Annotated in this window: 24 protein-coding genes and 1 tRNA gene; 10 read left to right on the plus strand and 15 right to left on the minus strand. The window is 41.1% G+C overall.

All coding sequences use genetic code 11. The features are described from left to right. Positions 1–51: 51 nt before the first annotated feature. From CLI64_RS15235 to CLI64_RS15255, 5 genes are all read right to left on the minus strand, one after another. Positions 52–1104 (minus strand): DUF928 domain-containing protein, encoded by a 1053-nt coding sequence (locus CLI64_RS15235; RefSeq protein ID WP_103138005.1) that lies wholly within the window; start codon positions 1102–1104, stop codon positions 52–54. 186 nt (positions 1105–1290) lie between these two features. After that, positions 1291–3756, minus strand: coding sequence for a CHAT domain-containing protein (locus CLI64_RS15240; protein ID WP_374703973.1), 2466 nt, complete (start codon positions 3754–3756; stop codon positions 1291–1293). A gap of 516 nt (positions 3757–4272) precedes the next feature. Next, positions 4273–4656: a DUF423 domain-containing protein gene (locus tag CLI64_RS15245; protein WP_103140749.1), complete on the minus strand. Its 384-nt coding sequence runs from the start codon at positions 4654–4656 to the stop codon at positions 4273–4275. Positions 4657–4766: 110 nt separating this feature from the next. Beyond that, positions 4767–5255, minus strand: a complete 489-nt coding sequence (locus tag CLI64_RS15250) for a hypothetical protein (protein WP_103138006.1) — start codon at positions 5253–5255, stop codon at positions 4767–4769. A gap of 296 nt (positions 5256–5551) precedes the next feature. Beyond that, positions 5552–6769 (minus strand): VCBS repeat-containing protein, encoded by a 1218-nt coding sequence (locus tag CLI64_RS15255; RefSeq protein ID WP_103138007.1) that lies wholly within the window; start codon positions 6767–6769, stop codon positions 5552–5554. A gap of 640 nt (positions 6770–7409) precedes the next feature. Between CLI64_RS15255 and CLI64_RS15260 the strand changes: the two genes are divergently transcribed. Then, entirely contained in the window at positions 7410–8726 is a 1317-nt protein-coding gene (locus tag CLI64_RS15260) for an aminopeptidase P N-terminal domain-containing protein (RefSeq protein ID WP_103138008.1), read from the plus strand. A 104-nt stretch (positions 8727–8830) separates the two neighbouring features. Here the strand turns inward: CLI64_RS15260 and CLI64_RS15265 are convergent, their stop codons facing one another. Genes CLI64_RS15265 through CLI64_RS15270 form a run of 3 tightly spaced genes read right to left on the minus strand, consistent with a single transcriptional unit; the run spans position 8831 to position 12008 of the window. Beyond that, a complete protein-coding gene (locus CLI64_RS15265; RefSeq protein WP_103140750.1) occupies positions 8831–11059 on the minus strand; it encodes a tetratricopeptide repeat protein in 2229 nt (742 codons plus the stop codon). Between the two features lie 52 nt (positions 11060–11111). After that, complete coding sequence (locus CLI64_RS31960; RefSeq protein WP_264082452.1) at positions 11112–11237, minus strand: hypothetical protein; 126 nt, start codon at positions 11235–11237, stop codon at positions 11112–11114. A gap of 21 nt (positions 11238–11258) precedes the next feature. Continuing rightward, positions 11259–12008 carry an alpha/beta fold hydrolase gene (locus CLI64_RS15270; protein WP_103138009.1) on the minus strand — a complete coding sequence of 250 codons (750 nt, stop codon included), beginning with the start codon at positions 12006–12008 and terminating at the stop codon, positions 11259–11261. A 269-nt stretch (positions 12009–12277) separates the two neighbouring features. Between CLI64_RS15270 and CLI64_RS15275 the strand changes: the two genes are divergently transcribed. Next, positions 12278–14311, plus strand: coding sequence for an FAD-dependent oxidoreductase (locus CLI64_RS15275; protein ID WP_103138010.1), 2034 nt, complete (start codon positions 12278–12280; stop codon positions 14309–14311). Between the two features lie 159 nt (positions 14312–14470). Here CLI64_RS15275 and CLI64_RS15280 read toward each other — a convergent pair whose 3' ends face one another. Beyond that, a complete protein-coding gene (locus tag CLI64_RS15280) occupies positions 14471–14767 on the minus strand; it encodes a hypothetical protein (protein WP_103138011.1) in 297 nt (98 codons plus the stop codon). Positions 14768–14844: 77 nt separating this feature from the next. Next, positions 14845–15396, minus strand: coding sequence for a TetR/AcrR family transcriptional regulator (locus CLI64_RS15285; protein ID WP_103138012.1), 552 nt, complete (start codon positions 15394–15396; stop codon positions 14845–14847). A 95-nt stretch (positions 15397–15491) separates the two neighbouring features. Between CLI64_RS15285 and CLI64_RS15290 the strand changes: the two genes are divergently transcribed. From CLI64_RS15290 to CLI64_RS15305, 4 genes are all read left to right on the plus strand, one after another. Then, positions 15492–16100, plus strand: a complete 609-nt coding sequence (locus tag CLI64_RS15290) for a pyridoxamine 5'-phosphate oxidase family protein (RefSeq protein WP_103138013.1) — start codon at positions 15492–15494, stop codon at positions 16098–16100. Between the two features lie 51 nt (positions 16101–16151). Then, positions 16152–16571 carry a nuclear transport factor 2 family protein gene (locus CLI64_RS15295; RefSeq protein WP_103138014.1) on the plus strand — a complete coding sequence of 140 codons (420 nt, stop codon included), beginning with the start codon at positions 16152–16154 and terminating at the stop codon, positions 16569–16571. 141 nt (positions 16572–16712) lie between these two features. After that, entirely contained in the window at positions 16713–17039 is a 327-nt protein-coding gene (gene clpS / locus CLI64_RS15300) for an ATP-dependent Clp protease adapter ClpS (RefSeq protein ID WP_103138015.1), read from the plus strand. A gap of 5 nt (positions 17040–17044) precedes the next feature. Next, the gene (locus tag CLI64_RS15305) at positions 17045–17368 is read left to right on the plus strand and encodes a DUF2103 domain-containing protein (protein ID WP_103138016.1); all 324 of its coding nucleotides are present in this window, start codon (positions 17045–17047) and stop codon (positions 17366–17368) included. A 14-nt stretch (positions 17369–17382) separates the two neighbouring features. On the opposite strand, the gene CLI64_RS15310 is transcribed toward CLI64_RS15305, so the two are convergent. Next, positions 17383–17706, minus strand: a complete 324-nt coding sequence (locus CLI64_RS15310; RefSeq protein WP_103138017.1) for a hypothetical protein — start codon at positions 17704–17706, stop codon at positions 17383–17385. A gap of 255 nt (positions 17707–17961) precedes the next feature. Beyond that, positions 17962–19272, minus strand: coding sequence for an ATP-binding protein (locus CLI64_RS15315; RefSeq protein WP_225977357.1), 1311 nt, complete (start codon positions 19270–19272; stop codon positions 17962–17964). Between the two features lie 623 nt (positions 19273–19895). Here CLI64_RS15315 and cax point away from each other — a divergent pair. Continuing rightward, positions 19896–20984, plus strand: a complete 1089-nt coding sequence (gene cax, locus CLI64_RS15320) for a calcium/proton exchanger (protein WP_103138019.1) — start codon at positions 19896–19898, stop codon at positions 20982–20984. A 180-nt stretch (positions 20985–21164) separates the two neighbouring features. Here the strand turns inward: cax and CLI64_RS15325 are convergent. Then, positions 21165–21237: transfer RNA gene (locus tag CLI64_RS15325), tRNA-His, on the minus strand. A gap of 132 nt (positions 21238–21369) precedes the next feature. On the opposite strand from CLI64_RS15325, the gene CLI64_RS15330 reads away from it, so the two are divergent. The 3 genes from CLI64_RS15330 (at position 21370) to CLI64_RS15345 (ending at position 24097) form a co-directional block, all read left to right on the plus strand. Continuing rightward, positions 21370–21753 carry a DUF4359 domain-containing protein gene (locus CLI64_RS15330; RefSeq protein WP_103138020.1) on the plus strand — a complete coding sequence of 128 codons (384 nt, stop codon included), beginning with the start codon at positions 21370–21372 and terminating at the stop codon, positions 21751–21753. Between the two features lie 84 nt (positions 21754–21837). Then, complete coding sequence (locus CLI64_RS15335; protein ID WP_103138021.1) at positions 21838–23214, plus strand: serine/threonine-protein kinase; 1377 nt, start codon at positions 21838–21840, stop codon at positions 23212–23214. A gap of 610 nt (positions 23215–23824) precedes the next feature. Further along, complete coding sequence (locus tag CLI64_RS15345; RefSeq protein WP_103138023.1) at positions 23825–24097, plus strand: ferredoxin-thioredoxin reductase variable chain; 273 nt, start codon at positions 23825–23827, stop codon at positions 24095–24097. 5 nt (positions 24098–24102) lie between these two features. Here CLI64_RS15345 and CLI64_RS15350 read toward each other — a convergent pair whose 3' ends face one another. Beyond that, the gene (locus CLI64_RS15350) at positions 24103–24324 is read right to left on the minus strand and encodes a hypothetical protein (RefSeq protein ID WP_103138024.1); all 222 of its coding nucleotides are present in this window, start codon (positions 24322–24324) and stop codon (positions 24103–24105) included. A gap of 218 nt (positions 24325–24542) precedes the next feature. Beyond that, positions 24543–25634 carry a glycosyltransferase family 4 protein gene (locus CLI64_RS15355; protein WP_103140751.1) on the minus strand — a complete coding sequence of 364 codons (1092 nt, stop codon included), beginning with the start codon at positions 25632–25634 and terminating at the stop codon, positions 24543–24545. Positions 25635–25669 lie beyond the last annotated feature (35 nt).

The raw sequence follows: 25669 nt of genomic DNA on the forward strand, positions 1-25669 counted from the left end.
TGTTGGTGGAATCAAACTCCACCAACATTGAGTTCTAATTGCTGGAGCAATTTAGTTAGCAGCTACTAAAACAGGAGCTTTCACAATCTCTTGTAAGCTCACGGAAGAAAGTAATTCTTCCCATTGCTTAGTCAGAGCCACATTGCTATTTTGCTGACTGTACACTCCGGCGAGTGTGGTGACACAGTCATACCAAACACCATGTTTTCCAAATGCTGCTGCCCGTTTCAGAGGATCTTTTTCCTGCATTGCTGTGGCTAATTCAGCACTTGGTTGGATACGCTGAATCCAACCATCAACATAAGGCGTGCTGGGACTGAGTTGCCCGTCAACTTTGACTGCCAAGAACCATTGGTAGTTTTTCCCAACAGCTAAAGTTGGTGCTTCTGCGGGTAATTTAACTCCCACTATTCCAGATTGCCCATCAATGGAAATGGTCGTTTGATACTGTGTATTACCTTGTTCATCTTTCAAGCTAAACACAGCTTCCTTAGCACCAGAGGCTGGGATATGAACCAAAATCGTGGGACGTTCTGATACTGTGGTACCGTAGAAGTTTTGGGGTAGGAGTGCAATTAAGGCGGCTGGGCCTGCTGAACTCACAGTTGAGGGATTTAGGTAATAAGTCCCAACGCGTGATGCTCCCCCACTTGCTTGTGTGGGTGCGCCTTTCCCATCCACAGGTGTAAATAGATCACCTCTAGAAGCACCGCCTGTTGCTTGTCTGGGTGTGCCTTTACCAGCTACAGGTGTGAATAGATTACCTCTAGAAGCACCGCCTGTTGCTTGTCTGGGCGCACCTTTTCCATCCACAGGTGTGAATAGATTACCTCTAGAAGCACCGCCTGTTGTTTGTCTGGGCGCACCTTTACTCGCTACAGGTGTGAATAGATTGCCTCTGGAAGCACCGCCCGTTGTTTGTTTGGGCGCGCCCTTCCCCGGCACAGGGTTAAAGAAGTTACCACGAGAAGCTCCCCCTGTAGATTGTCTGGGAGCATTATTGGTGCTTGGTGGTGTGAATGTCACAGCGTAGACACTGCTCCATGTACCACTAGCTAGCACAGCGATGACGCTCAAGGCACTAGCTAAACCTCGAAATTTCATGATGATCAGCCTCTCTAGATGAAATGAGATATGGAAATTGATCTGATTGTGGGGAAGAAGCTTAAACAATCTATTGCGCCAACATTGAAAGGAATCAATGGCTACTAGCAATATAAACCACTTTGGCGACAATAAGGTAAAATTTTCTGCAAGATATTCCCAATAGCCTAAGTGAAATTACACAAGTTAACTCCAGTTGCCAACTAGTACAAATGCTGACCAAAAGAAAGGCTCACGGAAGTCAGTTTGTCGAATCAAATTGATTTGGGCTTGTCGTAAGGCTTCGGCTTTTGTCAGTTGGGAATTATTCAGATAGTCATAAAAGCGCGTCATCAGCATTTCTGCGGCTTTGTCTTTGACTGGCCAAAGAGTAGCAATGGTTGAGCGCGCACCGGATTTGATGGCTAAACCTGCTAGTCCTAAAACGGCGCGATCATCTCCAGTTGCCGTATCACAGGCACTTAATACTAATAATTCGATCGCTTTTGATGAATTACCACTACGATTTTTCAGGAGTTCGGATAATTCTTGTACACTGACTCTTCCATCCCAAGTTAGTAAGAAGGTATCTTCCAAACGAGAGCTAAACTGTCCGTGGGTAGCTAAGTGAACAACATTAGCTCCACTAGATTTGACACGATCAGCAAGGGCTTGATTGGTAAATTTTTGATTCAGTAAAGTTGCTGAGGCGACTGTTTTGGAAATGCGTTTGACTTCCGATTCCACCGCAGGTAAAGCACTAAAACCATGACGTGATTGACTAATACCACCAACAATGGCATCAATATGAGATTGCTGGAGGGATTGGGCAGCCATGAGTTGCAATCCTGGAGATAAGGCTACAGCATATTTTTCGATCAGATATTGTTGACCGTCAGATAGTGCAGCGATGGGGATGTTCCGCAACTTACCATCCAAAACAAACACCAATGTTTTGGTATTTTTCAGAGCCTGTTCTTGTTGTGCAGGGCGAATCAACCAATCATATATTTGTTGGGATAAACGCTCTCTGTCTTGGGAGTTAGAAACTGGGTTGAGGGCAACTAAGAAATTGTCGATTGTTTGCTCGATTTCAGCTTGAGATTTGCGAGTTGCATAGTAACGTAAGGGTTGTCCTGCTTGGGAGAGAATCACCGCTAGGCGATCCGGCAGAATAATGGGATAAACTACCGTGGCGGTGGGGTCAACTTGGTCAATTTGCTGGGCTTTATCTAAACAAGCTTCTCGGAAAAAGTTATCTAGTTCGGCGATTTGCAGTGACTCAATTAATTCTCTCGCTTGTGTTAATTCTTTTTGGGTGGGTTGTGCATCTAGTAGTAAACCTACTAATTCTCGATAGACTGGTTCGACACTTTCACGGAAAGAAAACTGCACATCGGGATTTACAGCCGCCATATCACCACGCAGTGCTTTCAATGACTTGACTGCTTCAGTATAGGCGGCAATTGCAGCTGGGCGATCGCCTTGTTGCTGATACAACTGTCCTACCTGCCATGCTGATTGAGCAATGATATCGTCGGCGGCGATTTGTCTGGCAATGTGCAGGGATTTTTGAGCTAGGGTCTGTGCCTCTGACCACTGCTTGGTGCGACTGTAGAGTTGTCCCCACTGATACAAGGCGTAAGCTTGTGCGGGAGCATCCTCTAGTTTTTGGGCAGATTTTACTGTCTCAGCCATGAGTTTAGCGGCATCTTGACGAGGTAAAACTTGGTCAGAGTTTTCTAGTCGATTTAAAGTGGCAACAAAATTGATTGCTGCATACAAGGAACTATGACTAGGCGGTAATTCTGACAACTGTTGGTATAGTTGCGGAGCCACAGGGATGGCATACTCTAGTTTGTCGTAATCTACCAACAATTTGAATCGAGCTAAATTCGCTTGCAGAGCTTCATTCGGGTTGGTAGCGGCAGCTTGTGCATCTTCAAAGTAATTGAGTGCGGATTCTGGGTCTCGGAAATCGGAAGCGACTTTACCTAAACTGGAGAGGATGGAACTTAGTTCGGTTTTAGCCCCAGTTTTTTGAGCTGTGGCTAAACTTTGCTCTAAAACAATTTGGCTTTTTTGATCACCAATGGCGTGTAGAGCTAAACCCAGTGATCGCAATCCACTGACTTTAATTTCTGAATCTGGCATGGCTGCTAGCTTTTGGGTTAAAGCCTCTAGTTGTTGTTGCGATCGGCGATAAAATCCCAAACTTTGTAAAGCTTGTGCCTGGTTGATTTGAGTACCTAAACTGCCTATTTGATCGCCAGCTTGTTCATAATATTTTTGTGCTTGTTGCCAACTGGTTAAGGCTGTTTCTGCTTTGCCTGTGCGTAATTGTAAATTGGCTTGAGTATTGAGGACTTGCGCCCAAACGATGGCATCAGCAGGAATCGTCTGCAAAATTTTCAGGCTTTGCTGACTCGACTGTTGAGCTGCTTCCCATTGGTTGAGTTCTTGTTGGACTAATGAAAGGTAACTGAGACTCAAAGCTTCGTTGAGGCGATCGCCTTGACTATGATAATGCTGCACAGATGCTTGCCATGCTGTTGCTGCTTCTGTAAACCGTCCTGAACGGTAGAGGTTTCTTCCCTGTTCTAACCAATTACCATTCTCAGATGTAATTGCTTTTGCGTTGTAAGTAGAAGCATAATTTGTGGCTGCTGGCATAGATGATCTAGCAGGTGCAACCACTAAAAATAGGCTCACAATACTCAAGCAAATATAAAAAAAAGCACGTTTTTTGAGGGAGAAAACCATAAAAATTACTGATAAATTCAATATTTTTCTGACTTTCATAACACCATAACTATAATTATTAGCTTTGATGTTTGAAATTGAGGCAGTCGAAAACTAAACCACAAACCCAGATATTTGTTGAGGTTGACACCCAACCGCCAGGAATGGTATTGGATTTCTATATATGCAGAAATCAATATATTTATATTGCCCAAGTATAGATTTGAAATAACGTCTAATATGAATTAAGTTTTGAAAGTATTGTAAATTTGCGAATTAGTAGAAATGCGGAAGTATTTTTAGTTAGGAATACGGAAGAAAATTTGAGGTTTGATATTAAACAATCGCATCTTAAATTTCCATCTCCAAATGCTCAAAAAAATTGAAAGGGTCAGAAGCGAGACCCTTTCAATGCAGTACGCTGCGCGCTAGCGTTTTTGATTAAATCTAGATAAAACGTAACTTCCAGGCGGCGATCGCCAAAGCACCCCAGGCTAAAATAAAGGCGACTCCACCAAAGGGTGTAATTGCACCGAGGATTTTAATTCCAGTCAGGCTCAGAGCATACAAGCTACCAGAAAAAATAACTGTACCAATAATCAAAAGCCAGCCGCTAGCTATCAAAGTAGCTGGTGGTGATGATGTCCGACTGATTAACACAGCTACTAGCAACAAAGCCAGAGCATGATACATTTGATAACGCGCACCCACATCGAAAATTTCTAGCGATCGCTCACTAACTTTTTCTCTCAGCGCATGGGAAGCGAAAGCACCAGCCGCCACCGACAAACCACCAAAAATGGCAGCTATGCACACAAAAATCTGCGTCAAGTTGCTTTGAAAAGAATTAGTCATTAGTTGTTAGTCAATAGTCATTAGTCAATAGTCATTAGTTTTAGGCTCTATTCTCCATTCCCTATTCCCTATTCCCTGTTTCTTATCTAGAGATCAAAATAATATGATACTGAGCCTTCTTCGCTGACTTTAAAATTCGCGTTGAACTCTTGAGCTTTTTCGTCTAAAAATTTTCTCGCTGTTGTTGCAGGGAGTTGTGACTGCATCGCGAAGCCTAAAACGGTGATGCGCCCATCATTTTGTTGAATCATCTGATAAAAAGTAGATTGTAGGCGATCGCTCACTTGTTGCTGAAGGATTTTTTTCTCGTTTTTACTTTGCTGATATAGCCCCCAAGCTAGCCATGAACCTAAAATCACAGTGGGTAAACCAAAAATTAAACCTTGTGTGGCAGTGGCGTTTAATAAAGATGCTCTTTCTCTATTGAAATATTCACGCACCAACTCTTCATTTTCGCCTGGGGAAATGGGTTTGAACATGGAATTCCTTTCCACTACCGCAGAGACAGAGGAAATCAAAAACGTGAATCCAAGTGTTATGAGCCAACCAGCAGCTAGCTTTTCAGCAGTCTTCATAATTCCACTGTAGATTTAAACCTTGTCTAGTGATTTTAACCTCACTGTCTGCAAAATGGGGAGAAGAAATAAGTTCACTAGGGGTGTAGGGGTTTAAGGGTTTAAGGGTTTAGGTGTTGGGCTGGGATTGAAAAAGATCCCAGCATGGTTGGGTTGTCTCAGGGAGTGGGGCTTTTAACTCAAGGGTTAGGTTGGCGGCTTTTTCTTCCCCCTACACCCCCAAACCCCTACACCCCCCCAACGGGGATTAGTAAAAGGCAAAAGAATCTTTTACCTTTTACCCTTTGCCTTGTTTATCAGCCGGTATACCATTCTGGAGTCAAGGGATTAGCGACGGGGGTTTCAGTGGCTCTAGTACCGTCCATAATCCAAATTGTGTCTGTACCGGTTGTTTGATCACGCCAGTAGAGGTCTGTCTTACCATCACCGTTGTAATCACCAAGGTATGGAGACACGGCTGCACTATTGCTGGGGAGGAAGGCTTCACTGCTAACGCTGGTACCATCCATTAACCAAGCTGTGTTTTCGCCTGTGGTTTGATTGTGCCAGAAGATGTCTGTCTTACCATCACCGTTGAAGTCGCCAATGTTGGCTGTCCAGGATGAGTCAAGGGTCTTAACAGTACCTTCGGTGACGAAGATACCGTTCATTGTCCAAATCTTGTTCTCGCCGGTGGCGGTGTTGCGCCAGAGGATATCAGTTCTGAGGTCACCGTTGAAGTCTCCCAGGGTGTAACCCCAAGATGAATCTTGAGCTTGGAGATCATATTTGGTGGCTTGAGAACCATCCATGAACCAGACGCTATTTTCGCCGGTTGTGGGGTTACGCCAGAAAATATCACTCTTACCGTTACCGTCAAAGTCAACGATAGTGGGAGTTAAACCTACAGCTGTTGTGTCTAGAACATTGGCACTGGTAACTGTTGTACCATCCATTGTCCAGATAGCGTTCTGGCCACTGGTGGCATTATGCCAGTAGATATCTGTTTTGCGATCGCCGTTGAAGTCGCCAATGCTAGCTGTCCAACCTGCATCAACTTTTTCTAAATAGACGAAGTTAGAGACTCTTGTTCCATCCATGAGTGCGATCGCATTTTCACCTGTGGCGTTATTACGCAACAAGAAGTCTGTTTTGTTATCGTTGTTGAAATCAGCAATCTCATAACTCCAGGTGGTCAAATCATATTGACCTAGAGAAGCTTCTTGTACGGTTGTCGCACCATCCATGAGACGGACTAGAATCTCACCTGTTTGAGTATTTACCCAAACTCTATCGGCTTTACCATCACCGTTAAAGTCAGGAGTAATTGCAGCACTAGTTAAATAAGGATTGGGATTTGGGTTAGCACTGTTAGTGGGGGATATGATGCTTCCTAAATCTGACTCTATAGAAGAAGAACTAGCATAACTGCTGGGTAATGCAATATTAAAATCCGATTGAGTTTGAGAAGAAGTCAGAAGGCTTTGTGACTTTGCCAAAGATATATCAAATGCGCTATCTTGTTCGCTCGGCATAGTATGTTTTTATGACTGTTTGCTATTCAAGTTTTAACTCTTGAGCTAGAGATAATTCTGTTTCTAAATAACATTTTCTTAGAAAAATTTTATTTGTCGATAACATTTGTTTTTTATAAAAATCATCGTTCAAAGACATAGCTATCAATACATGACTTTTCTATTTGAGGAATAGTTTTATTTGAACAGAAATGATGGTTAATCACTTCTTTTGTCATGCTTTACCAATAAAATAAATGAATTATGTATATTGTTACAACAGAAAAGATATTGAAAATGTATCGAGTTTCTAATTATCAAATCATTATGTTAGTAATGCTTGATGAAATCAGCACAATATTGATAAATGTTTGTTTGTTACTTTATTTTTTAAAATAAACTGTTTATGATAAACAGAAAATCTTTATTTGATAAATTGCTCCAAAAGTGACAGGTGATATTGTTAAAAATATCAACTGCTTCAAGAATTCGAGAAATAAATTATTTTGCAAGCGGGAGTATGAGTAAAATATCTACCTGGTTTTTGGCAAAGGTACTGAAGGTAAAGTCAAGATTAGTTAGAATAACTTCAACTAGCAACTATTAACTTTAGTTGTTAGAAGTGTAATACTATACTATAAATCGCCAATAGATTTCACCTATGCAATTAGAATATCGGCAGCGTCGTGAACAGTTAATGAGCAAAATTGGTAATGGTACAGCTATTTTCCGTAGTGCGCCAATGGCAGTTATGCACAACGATGTCGAATACAATTACCGTCAAGATAGTGATTTTTTTTACTTAACTGGCTTTAATGAACCAGAGGCAGTGGCGGTGTTAGCACCTCATCATCAAGAACATCGCTTTGTGTTGTTTGTGCAACCCAAGGAGAGAGAAAAAGAGGTTTGGACTGGTTATCGTTGTGGTGTGGAAGCGGCTAAAGAACTGTATGGTGCAGATGAAGCTCACCCCATCACCGAACTAGATGAGAAATTACCCCAATATTTAGAAAAAGCCGATCGCATTTATTATCATTTGGGACGCGATCGCCACTTTAACGATAAAGTTCTCAATCATTACCAAAATTTGCTGCGGACTTATCCGCGACGGGGAACAGGGCCAACTGCTATCGAAGATACTAGTACAATTCTGCATAGCATGAGATTAATCAAAAGCGAAGCAGAATTAGAAATGATGCGTCAAGCAGCAGCCATCGCCATTGAAGCACATAATCAAGCAATGGCGATCGCTAAACCTGGGCGTTATGAATATGAAATTCAAGCAGAAATAGAACGCATATTTCGCCTGCGGGGTGGGATGGGGCCTGCTTATCCTTCGATTGTGGCTTCTGGTGTTAATGCCTGTGTCTTACATTACATTGAAAATAATCGACAGATGCAGGAAAATGACCTGTTACTAATTGATGCTGGTTGTGCTTATGGTTATTACAACTCTGATATCACCAGAACATTTCCGGTAGGTGGTAAATTTACACCAGAGCAGAAGGCATTATATGAGATCGTTTTAGCAGCCCAAAAACAAGCGATCGCCCAAGTCCAACCAGGTAATACTTTTAGCTCAGTTCATGATGCTGCTGTCCGTGTTTTAACGGAAGGTCTGGTAGAATTGGGTATTCTCAAGGGTGAAGTGGATAAACTCATTGAGGAAGAGAAATACAAACCATACTATATGCACCGTACCAGCCACTGGCTAGGCTTAGATGTGCATGATGTCGGTGTTTACCAACATGGCGAAGGCAAACCGCAGATTTTGCAACCTGGGCAAGTTTTGACAGTAGAACCAGGGATTTATATAGTACCAGACACCAAACTCGCCGAAGACCAACCAGAAACAGATCCCCGATGGATAGGTATTGGAATTCGCATTGAAGATGATGTGTTAGTTACACCCACAGGACATGAAGTGCTAACAGATGGTGTTCCTAAAGCAGTAGAGGACGTGGAAAGGATTAAATAATTCAAGGGAATTGGGAATTGGGCTAACCAATTCAAAATTCAAAATTCAAAATTCAAAATTAAAGAATTTTGGGTATTGGGCATTTAAAGTAAAATCTACCTCGTCTACCTTGTCTCCGATTCCCCATTCCCGATTCCCGATTCCCCATTCCCGATTCCTCTAATCAGTTTTTGAAATTCTTCATTATCAGCGATATCGTCAAAATCGATATCATTGGCAGCGTCTTCTTGATATCTGGGATTGAGATTAATTGCTTGTTGCAGATTTTCTATCGCTAAATTGGCTTGTCTTTGTAGTGCATAACAGGCGGCTTTATTATAGAAAGCACTGGCATAATCTGGTTTAATTGCTAGTGACTTATCAAAAGAATTGATTGCTTCTTCATCTTTGCCTAATCTGACAAGAGTGTAACCGCGTTTATCCCAAATTTTGGGAGATTCAGGTTGAGATTTTAAAGCTTCGTCAAAAGATTTGATTGCGTCTTCATATTGTTCTAACTCAATTAATGCTAAACCACGATTTAGCCAAGCTGTAGCATCTTCTGGTTTAATTTGCGTAGCTTGATCAAAAGATTTAAAGGCTTCTTGATGTCGCTGTAAATAACCGAAAGCCACACCGCGATCGCACCATGCTTGATGGTAATCTGGTTGAATTTTAATGGCGCGGTTGTAGGAAGCGATCGCTTGTTTATAACGTCGTAATCTAGCGAAGGTCAGCCCACATTTAAACCAGATTATAGCATCATCGGGTTTGAGTTTTACCGCTTGCTCGTAAGCTGCGATCGCCTCTTCATATTGTTTTTGTGCAAATAAGTTATCTCCCTGCACTATATAATCATCAAATGTCAATTTTGGTTGATTATTTTCCCGTGGCGGTTGAGGTTCTGGTGATGGTTCTTGTATGTTAATGACTGCGGGTTTAGCTTCCGCTAATTCTTGTAAAATTATATTCTTACGCTGTTGAGCATCTAATTGTAATTCAGATAATTGTGATACAAATTCTGTTTCTAGTTTTTCTAGTTTTTCTAAAATTAATAATTTCTGTTGTTGGGCATTAAATTGCAACTCAGAAAACTGTGAAACAAACTCTGAACCTGATTTTTCTAAATCTTCGAGAATTTGTCCTTGGCGGTTTTGAGCATCTGTTTGCAGTTCAGCCAACTTAGATGCAAACTCTGATTGTAGTTTTCTTAATTCCTGCTGAATTTGTGATTGTGATGCTGATATCTGTGCTTTTAATAGGTTTTCTAACTCTTGAATATTTTGTAAAACTTGCTCTTTTTGGCTGTTAACTTCTGACTGAGAATTAGCTAACTGCTGTGTAAACTCTGCTTGTATATTATTTAAATTCTCCCACAAACTATCTTTTTGTCTTTGGGTATCTGTTGTTAATCCTAATACTTGAGTTTGAAATTCACTAACTATTGCTTGGAGATTTTCTAGTTTGATATCTTTGTGTTGCTGTACATCTGCTTGTAATGCAGCTAATTGCACACCAAATTCTGACTGTAAATTATTTAAAATCGTAATGATATTATTTTGCTGTACCTGCGTATCGGTATATAAATTCCCTAACTGAGTATTAAACTCTAACTTGGATATTTCTAAATCGTTGAAAATTAGGTTTTGCTGGCTAGTTGTATTTTTTTGTAACTCAGTCAGATGATTGACAAACTCTGACTCATTTTTTTCTATATTTGCTATGCTTATATCTTTCTTGTCTTGGACTTCCAACTCTAATTGAGTTAATTGACTTACAGACTCAGATAACAAATGCTCAATTTTTTCTTGAAAAGTTGCGACTTCGGCGGCAATTTTAGCTAGGTTATCAATCTTAGCTTGCAATATTTCTGATGTTACAAAAGATAAATTATCTTGCTCGGTTTTAATTTTTTGCTGTAGGTTTTCGGCTTCCCTTTCTAAAGCGCGGGTAATTCCTTTAGCTTCTTGGATGAGATTTTCTGCATCTTGCTTGACTAAAGTTAATTGTCCTTCTAGTTTTTCCACACCTTCTAAATGCGACATAGCTCTATCCACAATTTCACGGATAGCCACCCGTCGCAGTAGCCAAAATAAAGCAATTATTGCTACTGGAAATAAGCTCAAAATTACTAAACAAATATTCAGCAAGATAGTTGTCCGACTTAGTTCAGACTCTAACACCCGCTTTTGCGTTGGGACTTGGGCTAGTGTTTGATTTTGGGTGAGACTATGCTGAGAATAGATGGATGGTGTAGATTGTCCGTTGCTGATCTCAGCAGACAACAGCAAGGGAGAAAAGACTAGGACGCTTTTCACAACTAAGGATAATATCAATTGGTTCTGGCTCTTCATCACAACCATCCTGATGTGTTGTCAGTATTTTGCGGTGTGCTTATCTCCTAATCTATAACAGAAATGAGTTATTCACGTTGGTGGGGTGATGTTCTATAGTCGGGTGGACTGCTAGGATTGATAGCGATCGCAGTTTGAGTTTAGGAATATGCAACTTATGGTTGTAACCGCTTAACATTGTCTTTCTGTTTCCTGTTCCCTATTTCCCTTCTCCAGTTAATATTGAGGCCAAAAGCTCAGGACAAGATAAATGTGGGCAATGTCCAGAATCTAGCTCAATAGCATCAACCCCTAAACGCTGGCGTGCAGCGTAGCGTGACCATACCGGAGATATTATTCTATCTTTGGTACAGACAATATATTTACGCTCAACTGAAGGCAATGCTTTGAGAGGATTCGTTTCATAAATATAAGCCATAGATTGTTGCGAACGACTTTTAGAGATTGCCCACTGTGCTACATCCGGTTGACAATCATGCAAGAACAAATCCATTAATACGGCTTCGTCAGTAAAATCTCTTCCTAGCGAAGCTGGCTCATACATATTCGGTTCAGAATGAAATTTTTCCAGTTGACTAGGGTCTTTTGGCTGGTAATTTAAGGATTTGAGCGTCTCAGCATCAAAATTATGAGCAAATTGGTCGAGTGTACTAACGCCAGGAGACGGAATCAGCGTAGCCACAAACACTAGTTGACGCACTTGCACCGCTTCTGCAACCAAAGGAACTATAGTCCCAGCCATTGAGTGACCAACTAGGACAATATCATCATCAGTTTTTGGCAGTGCTTGAATTACTGTATCTGCAAATTGCGACAAAGTAGCAGAGGCATTTTCAATTGGTAAATCCATTGCTACTGTTTTGTGACCCTGTGCTTCTAAGTGGGGAATGAGTAAATCCCAACACCAACTACCTTGGAATGCACCGTGAACTAAACAAAAAAGACTCATAACAAGGGAATAGGGAATAGGGAATGGGGTAAAATAAACCGCTTATTTTCAGGTAAGTTTAAAAATATAATCTATCAAAAATGATTTAAGTCAATCAGTCCTCATCAATTTTCCTCCTCACAAACCCCAGAAAAGGCAAAAGCATCTTCTTCTGTCTTTTTACTTTTACCTTTTGCCTTTACTAGTCCCCCATCCTTGCCATGAACATTCTCGGAATGGTAACGTCTACAAGTTGGCTGACTAGTAGAAATAGTAATAGTTCTCAAACCATGAAGCGTAGACAAAAAGTAGCCTCAATGATGAGTCTGACCTTAATCTCTGGCTACCTCTTACCACATTCCGCTATCATCGCCGCCCCACCCAGAAGCCCAGATAAGACTATTGATTGTGAGATTTTAGTTGCTGGTGGTGGACTTTCTGGCGTAGCTACAGCTTATGAGGGTTTGTTAGCCGGAAAAAGGGTTTGCTTAACGGAAATTACTGACTGGTTGGGAGGACAAATTTCTTCACAGGGAACATCTGCATTAGATGAACGACCTACTCAACGCAGTCGTCAGTTCTATTCTCGTGGTTATTTAGAATTACGCAATCGCATTCAAAAAAAATACGGTAAACTCAACCCTGGAGACTGTTGGGTGAGTGATTCCTGTTTTCTACCGCGTGATGCACATACCATTCTGGTGCAGATGCTCAAGGATGCGGAAAAACGGGGTAAAGGGAAGTTAGAATGGTTTCCCAATACGGTAATTAAAGAACTGACTATCTCTAAGAATGATACTAGTACAGATGGACAGTTAATTACTGGGGCGATCGCTATTCAACATCAGCCAGCTCAAGGCGCGCCACCCCTCAACACTTTGCCCCTATCACAAACTATAGAAGACGCGTATCGCTATAACAATTCGTCTCGCTTTACTAAAACTATTATTCGCTTCGTTCCTAGACAAAGTAAAAGCAAGATTCCCTGGTATGTGGTAGACGCTAGCGAAACCGGAGAAATTATTGCTTTAGCGGATGTCCCCTACCGCTTAGGTATAGATGGGCGTTCCTTCCTAGAACCTTCATCTTCCAGCACTAGTAATGATCCCTACTGCACCCAAGGCTTCACCTACACCTTTGCAATGGAGGCGACAAAAGAACCTCAACCGCAAAAAATGCCGCCTTTTTATCTGCAATACTCTCCCTACTTTAGCTATGAGTTGGAACGGTTGGCCAATTTTGACCTAGTATTTACCTATCGTCGCATCTGGAGTCCCAACCAAGGACAACCAACCAGTTTTAGAGGCGTTAATTTTACTGCTCCCACCCCAGGAGATATATCCATGCAAAACTGGACTTGGGGTAATGACTACCGCCCTGGAACGGCTAAAGATAATTTAGTCTACACTCGTCAACAGTTACAAGCCACAGGACAGTTAAAACCCGGCGGTTGGATGGGTGGACTCAGAACAGAAACTTTCCGCAAAGCCGAAGAACACGCTTTATCGTACTATTATTGGCTAGTCGCCGGCACAACCGATTCCCAATTAGGAAAGGGTGTGAAAAAGCAACAAACCAATAACCGCTTTTTATCTGGTTTAGATTCCCCGATGGGGACAGTACATGGCTTATCGAAATATCCCTATATGCGGGAAGGAAGGCGCATTATCGGCCGCCCCAGTTGGGGACAACCAGGAGGTTTTACAATTTGGGAGATTGATATTTCTCGCCGTAACTACAACGATGAATATTACCGCAAAACCCTGCCAGCGAGTATGTATCGCCAACTCAAAGCTGCTTTGGCTGGTTTGGAAGCAACATCAGTAATTTCTGGTCAAATTAAGCCAGATCAAGTGATGCGGCGGACTCGTTCTACTATTTTCCCCGATGCGGTGGGTATTGGTCACTACGCCATTGACTTTCATCCTTGTATGACAAAAAGTCCCCCAGAAGCCGCAGGTAACACAGAACGTGCTGGAGAAAGACGCGGCGGCGGACAGGCTTATCCCTTCCAAATTGCGCTGAGAGCGATGATTCCTCAAAAAGTGGACAATTTAATTGTTGGTGGTAAAAGTATTGCTACTAGTCACATTGCGGCGGCGGCTTATCGGGTTCACTCCTTTGAATGGTCTGCTGGTGCGGCGGCGGGAACTGTTACCGCTTTCGCCCTCAAAAATAACGTCGCACCTTACGAATTAGTAGATGATTTACCAAAGCCAGAACCCCAACTGCAAGCCTTGAAACGTCTATTAGAGAAGAATGGCAATCCTACGGCTTTTCCTGATACCTCTATTTTTAATCAAAATTGGGAAGATTGGCGGTAGCTGTAACAATTTTGGATTTTGGATTTTGGATTTTGGATTAAAAGTCTAGATTTTTTGGCTGTTCCAGAATCTTGAAACAATATTACAGGCACGAACAAGAAATATTCCGCAAAAAATCACCGAATTATCGAAAAATTCGGTGATTTCTATTTCACTGGTTCAAGAACATTCCGGTAAATCTCTTTTAGCGTAATTGCAATCAAAATAAATTAATGCGTCTCTGCTTGAGGAAAATTCACTAGTAGTTGTGTATGGTCTACTACCTGATGACGCATCTTGTAACCAAATTTTTAAATAATAAGTATTATTATCACTCTGCCATAGTTCATAACGATATTTACCTCCCATACCTTCACTACTTAAATAGTCGGCTAAGGCTGTATTGCTTGTAGATACAAAGCTAAATGCTGTTAAAACAGCAATGACTGCTAATCTGAATAACTGATTCAATTTCATAGGAAAGCACACCATTAATAGACAATAAATTATCTATTTTTAGCTTATTTTGTTAGTATATATTTTTACATCAGTATTTATTGCAAATTGTGACAAATGCTCCTGGGTAGTTGTTGGATCACACGCTGAAAAGGTGATGGGTTATGCAATCCTTGAGAGAGAATTAATGACCCTTGAATGGCGATCGCTACATCTTCCCCCCGATGTTTAGCCTGTTCTTCGTCCATCCCGTCTGCTATTAATACGCTAGCGATCTCATCTATCCAAGCACGAAATAAACTTTCTACTTTGGCGTGAAATACATCACGGGCTGAACCCAGCAGCAAAATCGCAAATAAACAAGGTTGTTCCCCCTGTTCATAGAGTTCACTGAGGCGATCGCACATCCGCCGCAATCTTGTTTCCGCATCGCCATCAGAACGTAACGCTGGCAAAATATTTTCCCCTAACCATTGTTCCAAATAATCCAGCACCGTCTCGACCATCTCATCCTTACCACCAGGAAAGTGATGATACAGGCTAGCCTTACCTAACCCAGTCGCTTCTGAAATTTTGGACAACGTTGCACCGTCGTAGCCATACTGCCGAAACAGTTGCAAGAGATACGGAATATAAGTCTGTTTGGGCATTTGTTGACAATTGAAAGATTATTGCTTGTATCTGTTGACATTGTACCGAACGTTCGGTAAAGTACCAATATACCGCAACGAACGGTAAAAAATCTATGCCACGCAAATTTGGAGAAATTGCCTTTACTCCTGAAGTTCAGGCTGCACAATCAGAACGAGGTTCACGGCAAACCTATGAACGCTATATTGCTAATGGCCCTGCCGGCGACACTATTACGCCACAAATTGCTGAATTTATCGCTCGTTTAGATGGATTTTATTTGGGAACAGTCAGTTCTAATGGCTATCCTTATATCCAGTTTCGCGGCGGTACACCAGGTTTTCTCAAGGTACTGGATGAAAAAACTCTGGGATTTGCTGACTTTTCGGGAAATGTGCAGTACATTACCGTCGGTAATCTTTCGGGAGAAGCCAAAGCATTCATGTTTTTGATGGATTATCGTCACCGCCAACGAATCAAAGTGTGGGGAAAAGCTGAATATATCGAAGGAGATTCAGCTTTAATTGAGCAGGTTCGTGTCCCCAATTACAAAGCAGAAATTGAACGCGTGATTCTCTTTCACGTTGAAGCAGTAAGTGAGAACTGTCCACAGCATATTCCTATCCGCTACGGCGTTGCGGAAGTAGAAGCCATGATCGCGCCTCTTGAGGCTCGGATTCAAGATTTGGAACAGCAATTAGGTAAAGCATTGAGCAATGGCTGAGAGCATTCTGCCCAGGATAGCTGATCACACTGATTGTAGGAAATACCAATCATGTCTAATATTCTCAGACCTCCTTTACCTCCCTTTACCAAAGAAACGGCTGTGGCTAAAGTCCAGGCGGCGGAAGACGCTTGGAACACACGCAACCCTGAACAAGTCGCCTTAGCATACACAGAAGATTCGGTTTGGCGAAATCGATCAGAATTCTTCTCCGGAAGAGATAAAATCCGAGAGTTCCTCACGCGCAAATGGAATACTGAATTAGACTACCGACTCAAAAAGGAACTTTGGAGTTTCACCGACAACCGGATTTCCGTCAAATTTGAGTACGAATATCATACCGATTCTGGTCAATGGTATCGTGCCTATGGTAATGAACAGTGGGAGTTTGCAGAAAACGGACTGATGCGACGACGGGAAGCTAGTATTAACGATGTTCCTATCCCAGAATCAGAACGTAAGTTTCATTAGAGGATGCCTCAGCTAATCCTTGTTAATCCTCTTGTGACCGGAATTACAATTCTTTGGGCTGTTGACTCTTGAGAGTGGACTATAGATTAAACTAATTAGTTGTAATGTAGTTTTGTAGAATTCTGTTGGTTAACTGCTCTTATGGTTACAACACGTTCAGCAGTTGTTTTTGCTATGGGTACAGCACCAACTGTCACTCCCGAAAAGACTAGTCAGACTGTCCGTAAGACTTACCCTAATTATAAGGTAATTGTCTTAAATGATGACTTTAATACTTTCCAACACGTAGCTGAGTGTTTGATCAAGTATATTCCAGGCATGACCAGCGATTTGGCTTGGGATTTAACTAATCAAGTGCATTATGAGGGACAAGCTATCGTCTGGGTAGGCCCTCAAGAACCAGCAGAATTGTATCATCAACAGCTGCGTCGGGCTGGGTTAACAATGGCCCCATTAGAGGCAGCTTAAAGATCATGGCTAAATCCAGTGCAGACACATCAAAAGTTAATACTCGTAAAGATGCCAGATTAGTTTGGAATCATTCTACACATCTTCCTGGTTTGATACCGATTTTAGAAAGGCTATGTCAAGAAGATGGGATTCAAACCATTACACCAGGGGTAATTGGTAGAGTCAAAGGTCATGCACCTAAAATGCAATTGCGCGTGTCTGTACCTATTCGGGGTGGTTACAAAATTATTGCTAGACATGGTAAGACAGTGCAGGAGGTGTTTATCCTGACGACTCTGGCGCAGGATAAACTCGAAGAAATAATTGCGATCGCCATGAAACAATAAAGATTGACCTCTCGCTATTCTTCAACTCGATGTACTGCAAATTTATGTAGCGGTAAACTCAAAATACACGAAAAAGTTAAAAAATATGACAATGCTGTTGTGATTTTCAAAGTCATGATTAAAGGCTCATAATTGTGAAAAACCATTTTTTCTAGGCCAAACGCCACACAATAAACAAGCCAATATGTAAAACTCATTCTAAATAGAATTATCTCTGTTTCTTGCTGGTCATCATGTTTGGTATCTGGGCAGTTCCAGAGTAAACCCAAGCCAAGGATACAAGCCACAAAAGATACAGCAACTACGAATTCGTGACACAATAAATTGCTTGCGTGCATTGATGTTTTTTCCCATCTTCGGTCATTGGAATTCAGTCTAAAGGAATATTCCGGGCGATGGTCAAAAACAGTTACAAACTGCAATAAATCCCTGCAAACTGTGTTAACAAATGCAACAAGAAATATATTAGTTTTAAGTGATTAGTCATGAGGGAACGGGAAATAGGGAATAGAATCTTGTACTTTGAATTTTGTAGCTTGCTTCTCTTACGAGACGCTACCGCGAACCTGTAGGGTATTTTGAATTGATTTGCCCTATTCCCTATTATCTAGTAGGGTAGTTAAGGGAATTTCGATGACAAATTCTGTACCTTTACCTATTTCAGAATTACACCAAATTCTTCCGTGGTGCTGTTCGACAATGATTTGGTAACTAATTGATAAACCTAATCCGGTACCTTTACCAACTGGTTTAGTAGTGAAAAATGGATCAAATAATTGGTGCTTAATATGTTCTGGTATACCTAGTCCATTATCTGCAATGCGGATAGTGATCCAATCTGGGGTAATAGATGCGGTAGAGATGGTGATTATACCCTGATATTTGCAATCTTGATTTAAAGCGCGATCGCTATGATATCTACTACATTCTTCTACCGCATCAATTGCATTGCCCAGAATATTCATAAAGACTTGATTAATTAGCCCAGCATAGCAGCATACTAATGGTAAATCCCCATATTCTTTAATTACTTCAATATTTGCTGCATCGCCATCAGTTGTTAAACGGTGTCCCAAAATAACTAACGTGCTATCAATACCCTCATGAATATTGACTTTCTTTAATTCAGCTTCATCTAGGCGAGAAAATGTACGCAAGGATAAAACTATCTGTCGGATACGTTCTGCACCTATTTCTAATGAAGAGACAGTTTTAGGTAAATCCTCAATGATAAAGTCTAAATCCACTTCTTGCATTTGTTGCAAAATATTGTTTGGAGTTTCGACTACATAATTTTGGTAGAGTTTTAAAACGTGCAGAATATCTTGAGTATATTTTTGAATGTAACTCAAGTTGGCATAAATAAAATTTACCGGATTATTAATTTCGTGGGCAATTCCCGCCACAAGCTGTCCTAAACTAGACATTTTTTCAGTTTGTACTAATTGCACTTGGGCTTTTTTGAGTTTTTCATTAGCCGCTACTAATTCCGCCGTTTGTTCTTCGACTAGTTCCCGTAATTGTTCCCGATGTCGCTGAAGTTCTGCTTCTGCTGTTTGTCTAGCAGTCACATCTCGGATAACTAAAATTGCACTAGAATCCGTATTTTTAATCTGTACATAAGCCCAAGAGACTTCTAAAATTAAGTTTTTTTCTAATCTTTTAAATTCATAAATATCTGTAGCATTTAACTGATGTTTTAAAGCCCGAAAAACTGGGTGTAGATGTTCCGGGACAACTTCACCATTTTTACTAAGGGGCAGCAAATCAATTAAATTAGCACCAAAGACTTGTAATCGTTGTTTATTAACTAGATGATCAAAAGTAGCATTTGACCAATTGACTTTGCCATTTTCATCAGTCCAGATAATGGCATCAATAATAGTACCAAGTGCTACTTCCATTCTACCTAATACGGATCGTAGCTTCTCAACCAGTGGAACTGAATCAGCTTTCACAAATTCTCCTGTGCCATTCAGCCAAATAGCTTTGATATTGTTTCATTTATTTCTATTTGTAAACGGAAGTCATAAATCCACTTAAAAAGTAACAAGTGTTTACCTGTTACCTTACCCTTGAGTCAAAAATAAATCTTATAGCCGGCCTGAGTTAAATAGGTTTCAGCCTGCATTTTTTCCGTGATTTCATTATGTCTTAATGTATAGGAGAGTGTTCCAGTTCCTATATTTCCCAAGATGAGAGGCTAATTATCTATCTCAACATTAAGTTTCCACATTTATTGTGTTGATGTTAGCTAATAGGAGGCTTCAGTTTGAATAATTCCTTGGTAGAGCTAGATTCTCTCAGACTGATGCACCATAATTTGCTGATATTGTTTTGTCTGGAAGTCCCTGAAGTTGACACTCATGAACCCACTTACCATCCAGGTAAAGATCAATCAGCATCTAAAATAACCTATTTTGCTAAAAGCATAGCATGATTGATTTGTGCAGTGCGTGAGTCTGAAGATACTTCAGGGTATCCTGAAGGCTGACAGCTACTTGTATAGCTCAACTAAACGGAAACAATGTCAGGTAAAAACATTCTTTTTCTATGTCTTCTACTGTTTATCCCCATTTCCTTGGCGGCACATTTCCTAGAATGGGGAGAATTAACAGTGTTTGTCACCGCAGGTTTGGCAATTTTACCTCTAGCTGGTTGGATGGGTGAAGCTACAGAAGAAATCGCTGTGGTCGTTGGGCCAAACCTGGGAGGACTATTAAACGCTACCTTTGGTAACGCTACCGAATTAATTATTGCCCTAGTGGCTTTGAATGCTGGCTTTGTTAATGTTGTCAAAGCTAGTATTACGGGTTCCATTATCAGTAATTTGCTGTTGGTAATGGGTTTTTCTATGCTTCTAGGGGGACTACGCCATAAAGAACAGACATTTCAGCCCATTGTGGCGCGAGTTAACGCTTCCTCTATGAATTTGGCGGTGATTGCGATTTTATTACCCACAGCGATGAATTACACCGCTAAAGGTATTGGCGAACCAGTATTACAACACCTATCTTTGGCTGTGGCTGTGGTGTTGATTTTGGTTTATGGCTTGACGCTGCTATTTTCGATGAAAACCCACGCCTATTTATATGATGTAGGTGTGGCAGAAACAGAAGAAGAGGAAAACCATTCTCAACCAAATCTTTGGTTGTGGTCTGGAGTGTTGTTAGTTTGTACTCTATTGGTGGCGTTAGAGTCAGAGTTATTAGTGGATTCTTTAGAGGTGGCTACTTCCCAACTGGGCTTAACAGCGTTGTTTACAGGGGTAATATTAGTTCCCATTGTTGGTAACGCTGCGGAACACGCCACAGCAGTTACTGTAGCGATGAAAGATAAAATGGATCTTTCTTTATCGGTGGCTGTGGGTTCTAGTATGCAAATTGCCTTATTTGTCGCCCCTGTATTAGTAATTGCTGGATGGATACTAGGCAAGCCAATGGATTTAGATTTTCAACCATTTGAATTAGTGGCTGTAGTTGTATCTGTGCTAATTGCTAATAGTATTAGTTCTGATGGCAAATCTAATTGGTTGGAAGGGACATTACTATTAGCTGCTTATACTGTACTGGGATTTGCCTTTTACTTCCACCCACCGATTAACGGTATTGGGTAGTAATGCTCAAATTTAGTTGCATATAGAAATCTTGATATCCCCAATTTTGATAAAATTGGGGATCTTTTTTGGTGAATCAATAAATTATCTCTAATTCACTAAGCCTTTATAGTCTTTAGAGTGAGACTCAGATATATTTATTCTTAGTCAAGTTGACTGGTAGTGATGAATTTATATGAGGGCGAACGATGGGACTCGAACCCACGAGTGGTGGAACCACAATCCACTGCCTTAACCACTTGGCTACGCTCGCCATTGACGTTTCTGATTATAACACTATTTTTATGAATTGATCCACCTTTTTCTATTTTTTCTCAGGAACGGACTGAATATCTCAGCAGTCTGGGGAACTTAATCAATTTCTAGGGAGTTAAGGCCAGCGAATATGAAACTATGGAATATTGTGGTATCTTTTGGTTCTATTGGACTTGCAGCTGTGTTGGGGTTAGTGATGGCTAATACTAATCCCAGTCAGTCGGCTTATGAAGATTATGCCGTAAAACAACTAACATCATACTTAAAAAAAGATGTCTGCAATCAAACATCAAAGCTCATAGAGAAGTTAATCAACACTAACTGTGACAAACTCATAGATTCTGCTAACCCCCAGATGCGTCAACTCCTTTCACTCACCACTGAAAAGGAAGACTTAATTTTGTTTAGTATCTATCGCACTGAATTAAAAGTGAATAATTGGCTACCTGCTTATAGATTTGAAACTGTAGGTGCATTTAATAACTTCTATACTTATACGGCCGAGCAGCAATAGGGACTGGGTAATGGGAAAGTATTGAGGTAACAGGTGAGCAAGATTTGGGAATCATAGGGGTTAAGCCCTGGAAAATTGCTCGTGATGAAACTCTGTCCTCATATTGGTTGTTTATATTCCCACAATCCTACTACAGCCGAAGTTTGTCTCCAATGCGGTAAGCAGCTTTTACTCAATCATCGTTATCATTTAATCCGACGTATTGGTCAGGGTGGCTTTGGTATCACATTTTTAGCAGTGGATGAACAACTCCCCGCCAAACCCTGGTGTGTCATTAAACAATTTCATTTCCCCTCCCAGTATGGTCGCAATTGTCAGCAAGCCGTGAAATTATTTCGCCAGGAGGCTGTGCGGTTAGATGGGTTACAACATCGCCAAATTCCAAAGCTGTTGGGGTATTTTGAACAGGAAAATCAGCTGTATCTAGTGGAAGAATGGATTCCTGGACAAACTCTCAAAGAGGAATTGCAGCAAAATGGCGTTTTTAGAGAGCCACAAATTCAGCAACTCTTGAAAGATTTATTACCAGTGCTGCAATTTATCCATGACAAGCAAATTATTCATCGGGACATCAAGCCAGCCAATATCATCCGCCATGCAAATACAGGGGAGTTATTTTTAATTGATTTTGGCATTGCTAAACACATTACCGCTACAGCTTTACTCCAAACAGGTACTACCATCGGTTCTCCTGAATATATGTCCCCTGAACAAACTAGAGGGAAAGCATTACCAGCTAGTGATTTGTACAGTTTAGGTGTCACCTGTATTCATTTATTAACCGACATTTCCCCCTTTGATTTATTTGATGTGAGTTGCGATCGCTGGGTCTGGCGTGATTATCTTTTATCAGGGAACACTATCAGCAAGCAACTAGGCGAAATTCTTGACCAAATGCTGCAAAATGCTGTTTCGCAACGCTACAAATCGGCGGCTGAAGTTTTACAAGTCCTAAATACCTGTCCTAGCACTGTCCAGCCGCAACAATCAGTTAACACTCTATATTCTGAGGTAGGAGTTGACTACCATAAATTACGCGATTTATTAGCTTTCAAACAATGGTCACTTGCAGACCAAGAAACTTGGGCGGTAATGTGTCAGGCTTTATCTAAGCCCACGGGTAGTTATTTTTTTATGGGTGACATCGCCAAATTACCCTGCGAAGACTTACAAATCATTGACCAATTGTGGCTCAAATACAGTCAAGGGAGATTTGGTTTTAGTATCCAAAAGCAAATTTACGAGAGAGTTGAATGTGACTATGTCAGGTTTTGTGCGGCGGTAGGATGGCATTTATATAACTCTAATTCTCCTCCTAGTTGGCAATTTCCCCTTTATCAGTCGTTTCCAGAAGGGAATTTTCCCTCACGGGTGTGGGCTGGTGGGACTCAATGGTGGCGACATATCGAAGCCGTGGGGGCTAGGTTAGCAAATTGTAGATTGGCTGAATATTCCCCCTAGCTGGGAGTGGTGAGTAATGAGTAATGAGTAATGAGTAATGAGTAATGAGTAATGAGTAATGAGTAATGAGTAATGAGTAATGAGTTGAGAAATAAATTCTACCTTGTCTACCTTGTCCCCAGTCCCTAATCCCCAATCCCCAATCCCCAATCCCCATGCTAAGTTTTGAGTGCTGATTGTTGTAGAATTGAATTTATCGTTAAAGCGCAAATCAAGAGCAAAGTCGGTTTTTCCTGGACTGTTTGCTGTTCTATCCTCGAAAATCTACTTTTAAGGCTAGCTTAGAGGTAAATAAGTGTACTGAGGATAAAAGAGCGTTGTGGATTTTCTGCCCACAGAACTGTGCTTGAGCGATCGCTGCCGTATTTACGAGTAGCTGTAAAAGCCTTTGTACAGTTCACGCTTCACTGCGATCAGCAACTAGGAAATACAGGGTTCTTCTACGTATACCTGTGAATAATATTATAAGTCTAATCAGAAATTCTGATTTTGCTGACTAATCGCCCCCAAAGCCTGCATAGGGCAGGCTTTGTTTATATAACAGGTAAAAACGTGAAATAAAGCATCTGTAGAGATTCGCGCCAGAGAGGTTACTGTAATTGAGTGAGGGTTGTTCGTGGAGACACTTGTGGAACAGCAAAAGCAAGGTGTAAAGGTTGATATGAAAGTAGGCGATCGCATTCGTGTTAAAGAGTCAGTGGTAGTGTACCATCATCCTGAACATCGCGGTAAAGCTTTTGACATCAAAGGCATAGAAGGCGAAATTGTGGATATTGTTACCCAATGGCAAGGTAGACCTGTAAGTGCTAACTTACCATTGTTAGTCCAAATTAGTAAAAAATTTAAAGTCCACTTACGTGAAGGTGAAGTGGAGCTAATCTAAATCTACTATGGGCGGCGAAACCACCTCAAAATATTCACTTCGCCGCGCATTTTTTCTAAATCTTGGCGATTTTGTGCCGCAGTCTTGGCATACCACTCACAATAATGCTGAAACTCTAAGCGTGTTTGCACTTCATGATAAAACTGCTTAGTTGTTTGGTGTACAGCAAAACCTTCCTCAACTTGGGGCGGTAGAGCAGGTAAGACATGGGGGAGATTTTGGGACATGGTTTATTTACGGTGTGAGGGTCTAAGAATTTAGGGAGGAACTAGTAACTAGCGACATACTGCTATTATCACTCGTCTATTTTAGACAGTGACACCGCATAACAATTTTGGATTTTGGATTTTGGATTTTGGATTAAAATTCCAGAATCTCGAAACAATACTACCTATCCCGATTCAGTCTCATACCTGAACAAATGGTCAATAAGTCAATAAACTACTTAACAGATGATTTTGGTGTATTTTCCTGATTTTCCAGGAATTAACTCACTATATACGGCTAAAGTTTCTTTATTGACCCGTCCTACACTCAACCATTCTAAGTTTTGTTGTGCTTGCTCTTTCCAGTAAGACAATTCATTAGGATTACTCAGTAATTCTGCTAAAGCTGTGGCTAGAGATTGACTATCTTTCGGTGGGACTAAAATACCGGCTTTGCCATTGTCTAAAGCTTCAGGAATGCCATCTACCTTAGTAGCCACAATTGCACAACCTGCTTCTCTGGCTTCTGGAATCACCAATGGGGACGGGTCACGATGGGAGGCGAGGACGAAGATATCAGCTGCTAATAGATAGCGTTGTGGTTCTGGCTGAAAACCTTCAAAATGAATGCGATCGCTAAAAGCTGTATGCTGGGCTTTTTGGGTAAAAGCTTCCCTATCTGGGCCATTTCCTACTATATAAAGGTGTGCTTGGGGAAATTCTGGAGCTATTTGTGTGAAAGCATCGATTAACTCACTAATGCCTTTGCGCTGATACATTCCTGCCACAGTGGCGATCGCTGGATGTTGTAATTTTACAGGCTCATACTCTTTAATATGACGAGTGCGAACACTGCCCAATGTCCCATTCGGTATTACCCGCAATTTATGCCCAGGAATCCCGCGCCGTGCCATTGATTGACAGACGGCTTTGCTCACAGCAATAACCCGATCTGCTAAACCCATAAGTATAGCACTGCGTTGAAATTCATTGTGGACTGTAGAAACTAAAGCATAGTCAGAATTAGCTTTGAGAAGTTTGCCTAACACAACCCCCGTCATCATATGAGCGTGAACGATATCTGGCTGAAAATCTTTGATAATGGCTCGATACCGTCTAACAGCCGGAATTAAATTCGTAGGTGTTCTAGCTTGATCTAAAAGAAAATGCTGTACACCATAACTAGCTAATAATTTTTCATATTCTCCACCGGCAGATGCAACAGCCACATCATGACCGTTTTTAGCTTGCAGACAAGCCAAGTCTACAGCTACATTGACGATGCCGTTACCAATTTCTCGGATATGATTCAAGATATGTAGTACACGCATTGACTTTTCAATATTGAGTTCAAATTTCAATCATT

Source organism: Nostoc sp. CENA543 (genome assembly GCF_002896875.1).
Lineage (GTDB): Bacteria > Cyanobacteriota > Cyanobacteriia > Cyanobacteriales > Nostocaceae > Trichormus.

Bases quoted from the DNA above. Each gene is read 5' to 3' on its own strand.
- CLI64_RS15315 (WP_225977357.1), bottom strand. From the start codon at position 19,272: ATGGAAGTAGCACTTGGTACTATTATTGATGCCATTATCTGGACTGAT.
- CLI64_RS15350 (WP_103138024.1), bottom strand. From the start codon at position 24,324: ATGTCCCAAAATCTCCCCCATGTCTTACCTGCTCTACCGCCCCAAGTT.
- CLI64_RS31960 (WP_264082452.1), bottom strand. From the start codon at position 11,237: ATGTTAAGCGGTTACAACCATAAGTTGCATATTCCTAAACTCAAACTG.
- CLI64_RS15330 (WP_103138020.1), top strand. From the start codon at position 21,370: ATGAAACTATGGAATATTGTGGTATCTTTTGGTTCTATTGGACTTGCA.
- CLI64_RS15310 (WP_103138017.1), bottom strand. From the start codon at position 17,706: ATGCACGCAAGCAATTTATTGTGTCACGAATTCGTAGTTGCTGTATCT.
- CLI64_RS15265 (WP_103140750.1), bottom strand. From the start codon at position 11,059: ATGAAGAGCCAGAACCAATTGATATTATCCTTAGTTGTGAAAAGCGTC.
- CLI64_RS15280 (WP_103138011.1), bottom strand. From the start codon at position 14,767: ATGAAATTGAATCAGTTATTCAGATTAGCAGTCATTGCTGTTTTAACA.
- CLI64_RS15285 (WP_103138012.1), bottom strand. From the start codon at position 15,396: ATGCCCAAACAGACTTATATTCCGTATCTCTTGCAACTGTTTCGGCAG.
- CLI64_RS15240 (WP_374703973.1), bottom strand. From the start codon at position 3,756: ATGCCAGCAGCCACAAATTATGCTTCTACTTACAACGCAAAAGCAATT.
- CLI64_RS15295 (WP_103138014.1), top strand. From the start codon at position 16,152: ATGTCTAATATTCTCAGACCTCCTTTACCTCCCTTTACCAAAGAAACG.
- CLI64_RS15260 (WP_103138008.1), top strand. From the start codon at position 7,410: ATGCAATTAGAATATCGGCAGCGTCGTGAACAGTTAATGAGCAAAATT.
- CLI64_RS15290 (WP_103138013.1), top strand. From the start codon at position 15,492: ATGCCACGCAAATTTGGAGAAATTGCCTTTACTCCTGAAGTTCAGGCT.
- CLI64_RS15270 (WP_103138009.1), bottom strand. From the start codon at position 12,008: ATGAGTCTTTTTTGTTTAGTTCACGGTGCATTCCAAGGTAGTTGGTGT.
- CLI64_RS15250 (WP_103138006.1), bottom strand. From the start codon at position 5,255: ATGAAGACTGCTGAAAAGCTAGCTGCTGGTTGGCTCATAACACTTGGA.
- clpS (WP_103138015.1), top strand. From the start codon at position 16,713: ATGGTTACAACACGTTCAGCAGTTGTTTTTGCTATGGGTACAGCACCA.
- CLI64_RS15255 (WP_103138007.1), bottom strand. From the start codon at position 6,769: ATGCCGAGCGAACAAGATAGCGCATTTGATATATCTTTGGCAAAGTCA.
- CLI64_RS15305 (WP_103138016.1), top strand. From the start codon at position 17,045: ATGGCTAAATCCAGTGCAGACACATCAAAAGTTAATACTCGTAAAGAT.
- CLI64_RS15275 (WP_103138010.1), top strand. From the start codon at position 12,278: ATGAAGCGTAGACAAAAAGTAGCCTCAATGATGAGTCTGACCTTAATC.
- CLI64_RS15355 (WP_103140751.1), bottom strand. From the start codon at position 25,634: ATGCGTGTACTACATATCTTGAATCATATCCGAGAAATTGGTAACGGC.
- cax (WP_103138019.1), top strand. From the start codon at position 19,896: ATGTCAGGTAAAAACATTCTTTTTCTATGTCTTCTACTGTTTATCCCC.
- CLI64_RS15335 (WP_103138021.1), top strand. From the start codon at position 21,838: ATGAAACTCTGTCCTCATATTGGTTGTTTATATTCCCACAATCCTACT.
- CLI64_RS15235 (WP_103138005.1), bottom strand. From the start codon at position 1,104: ATGAAATTTCGAGGTTTAGCTAGTGCCTTGAGCGTCATCGCTGTGCTA.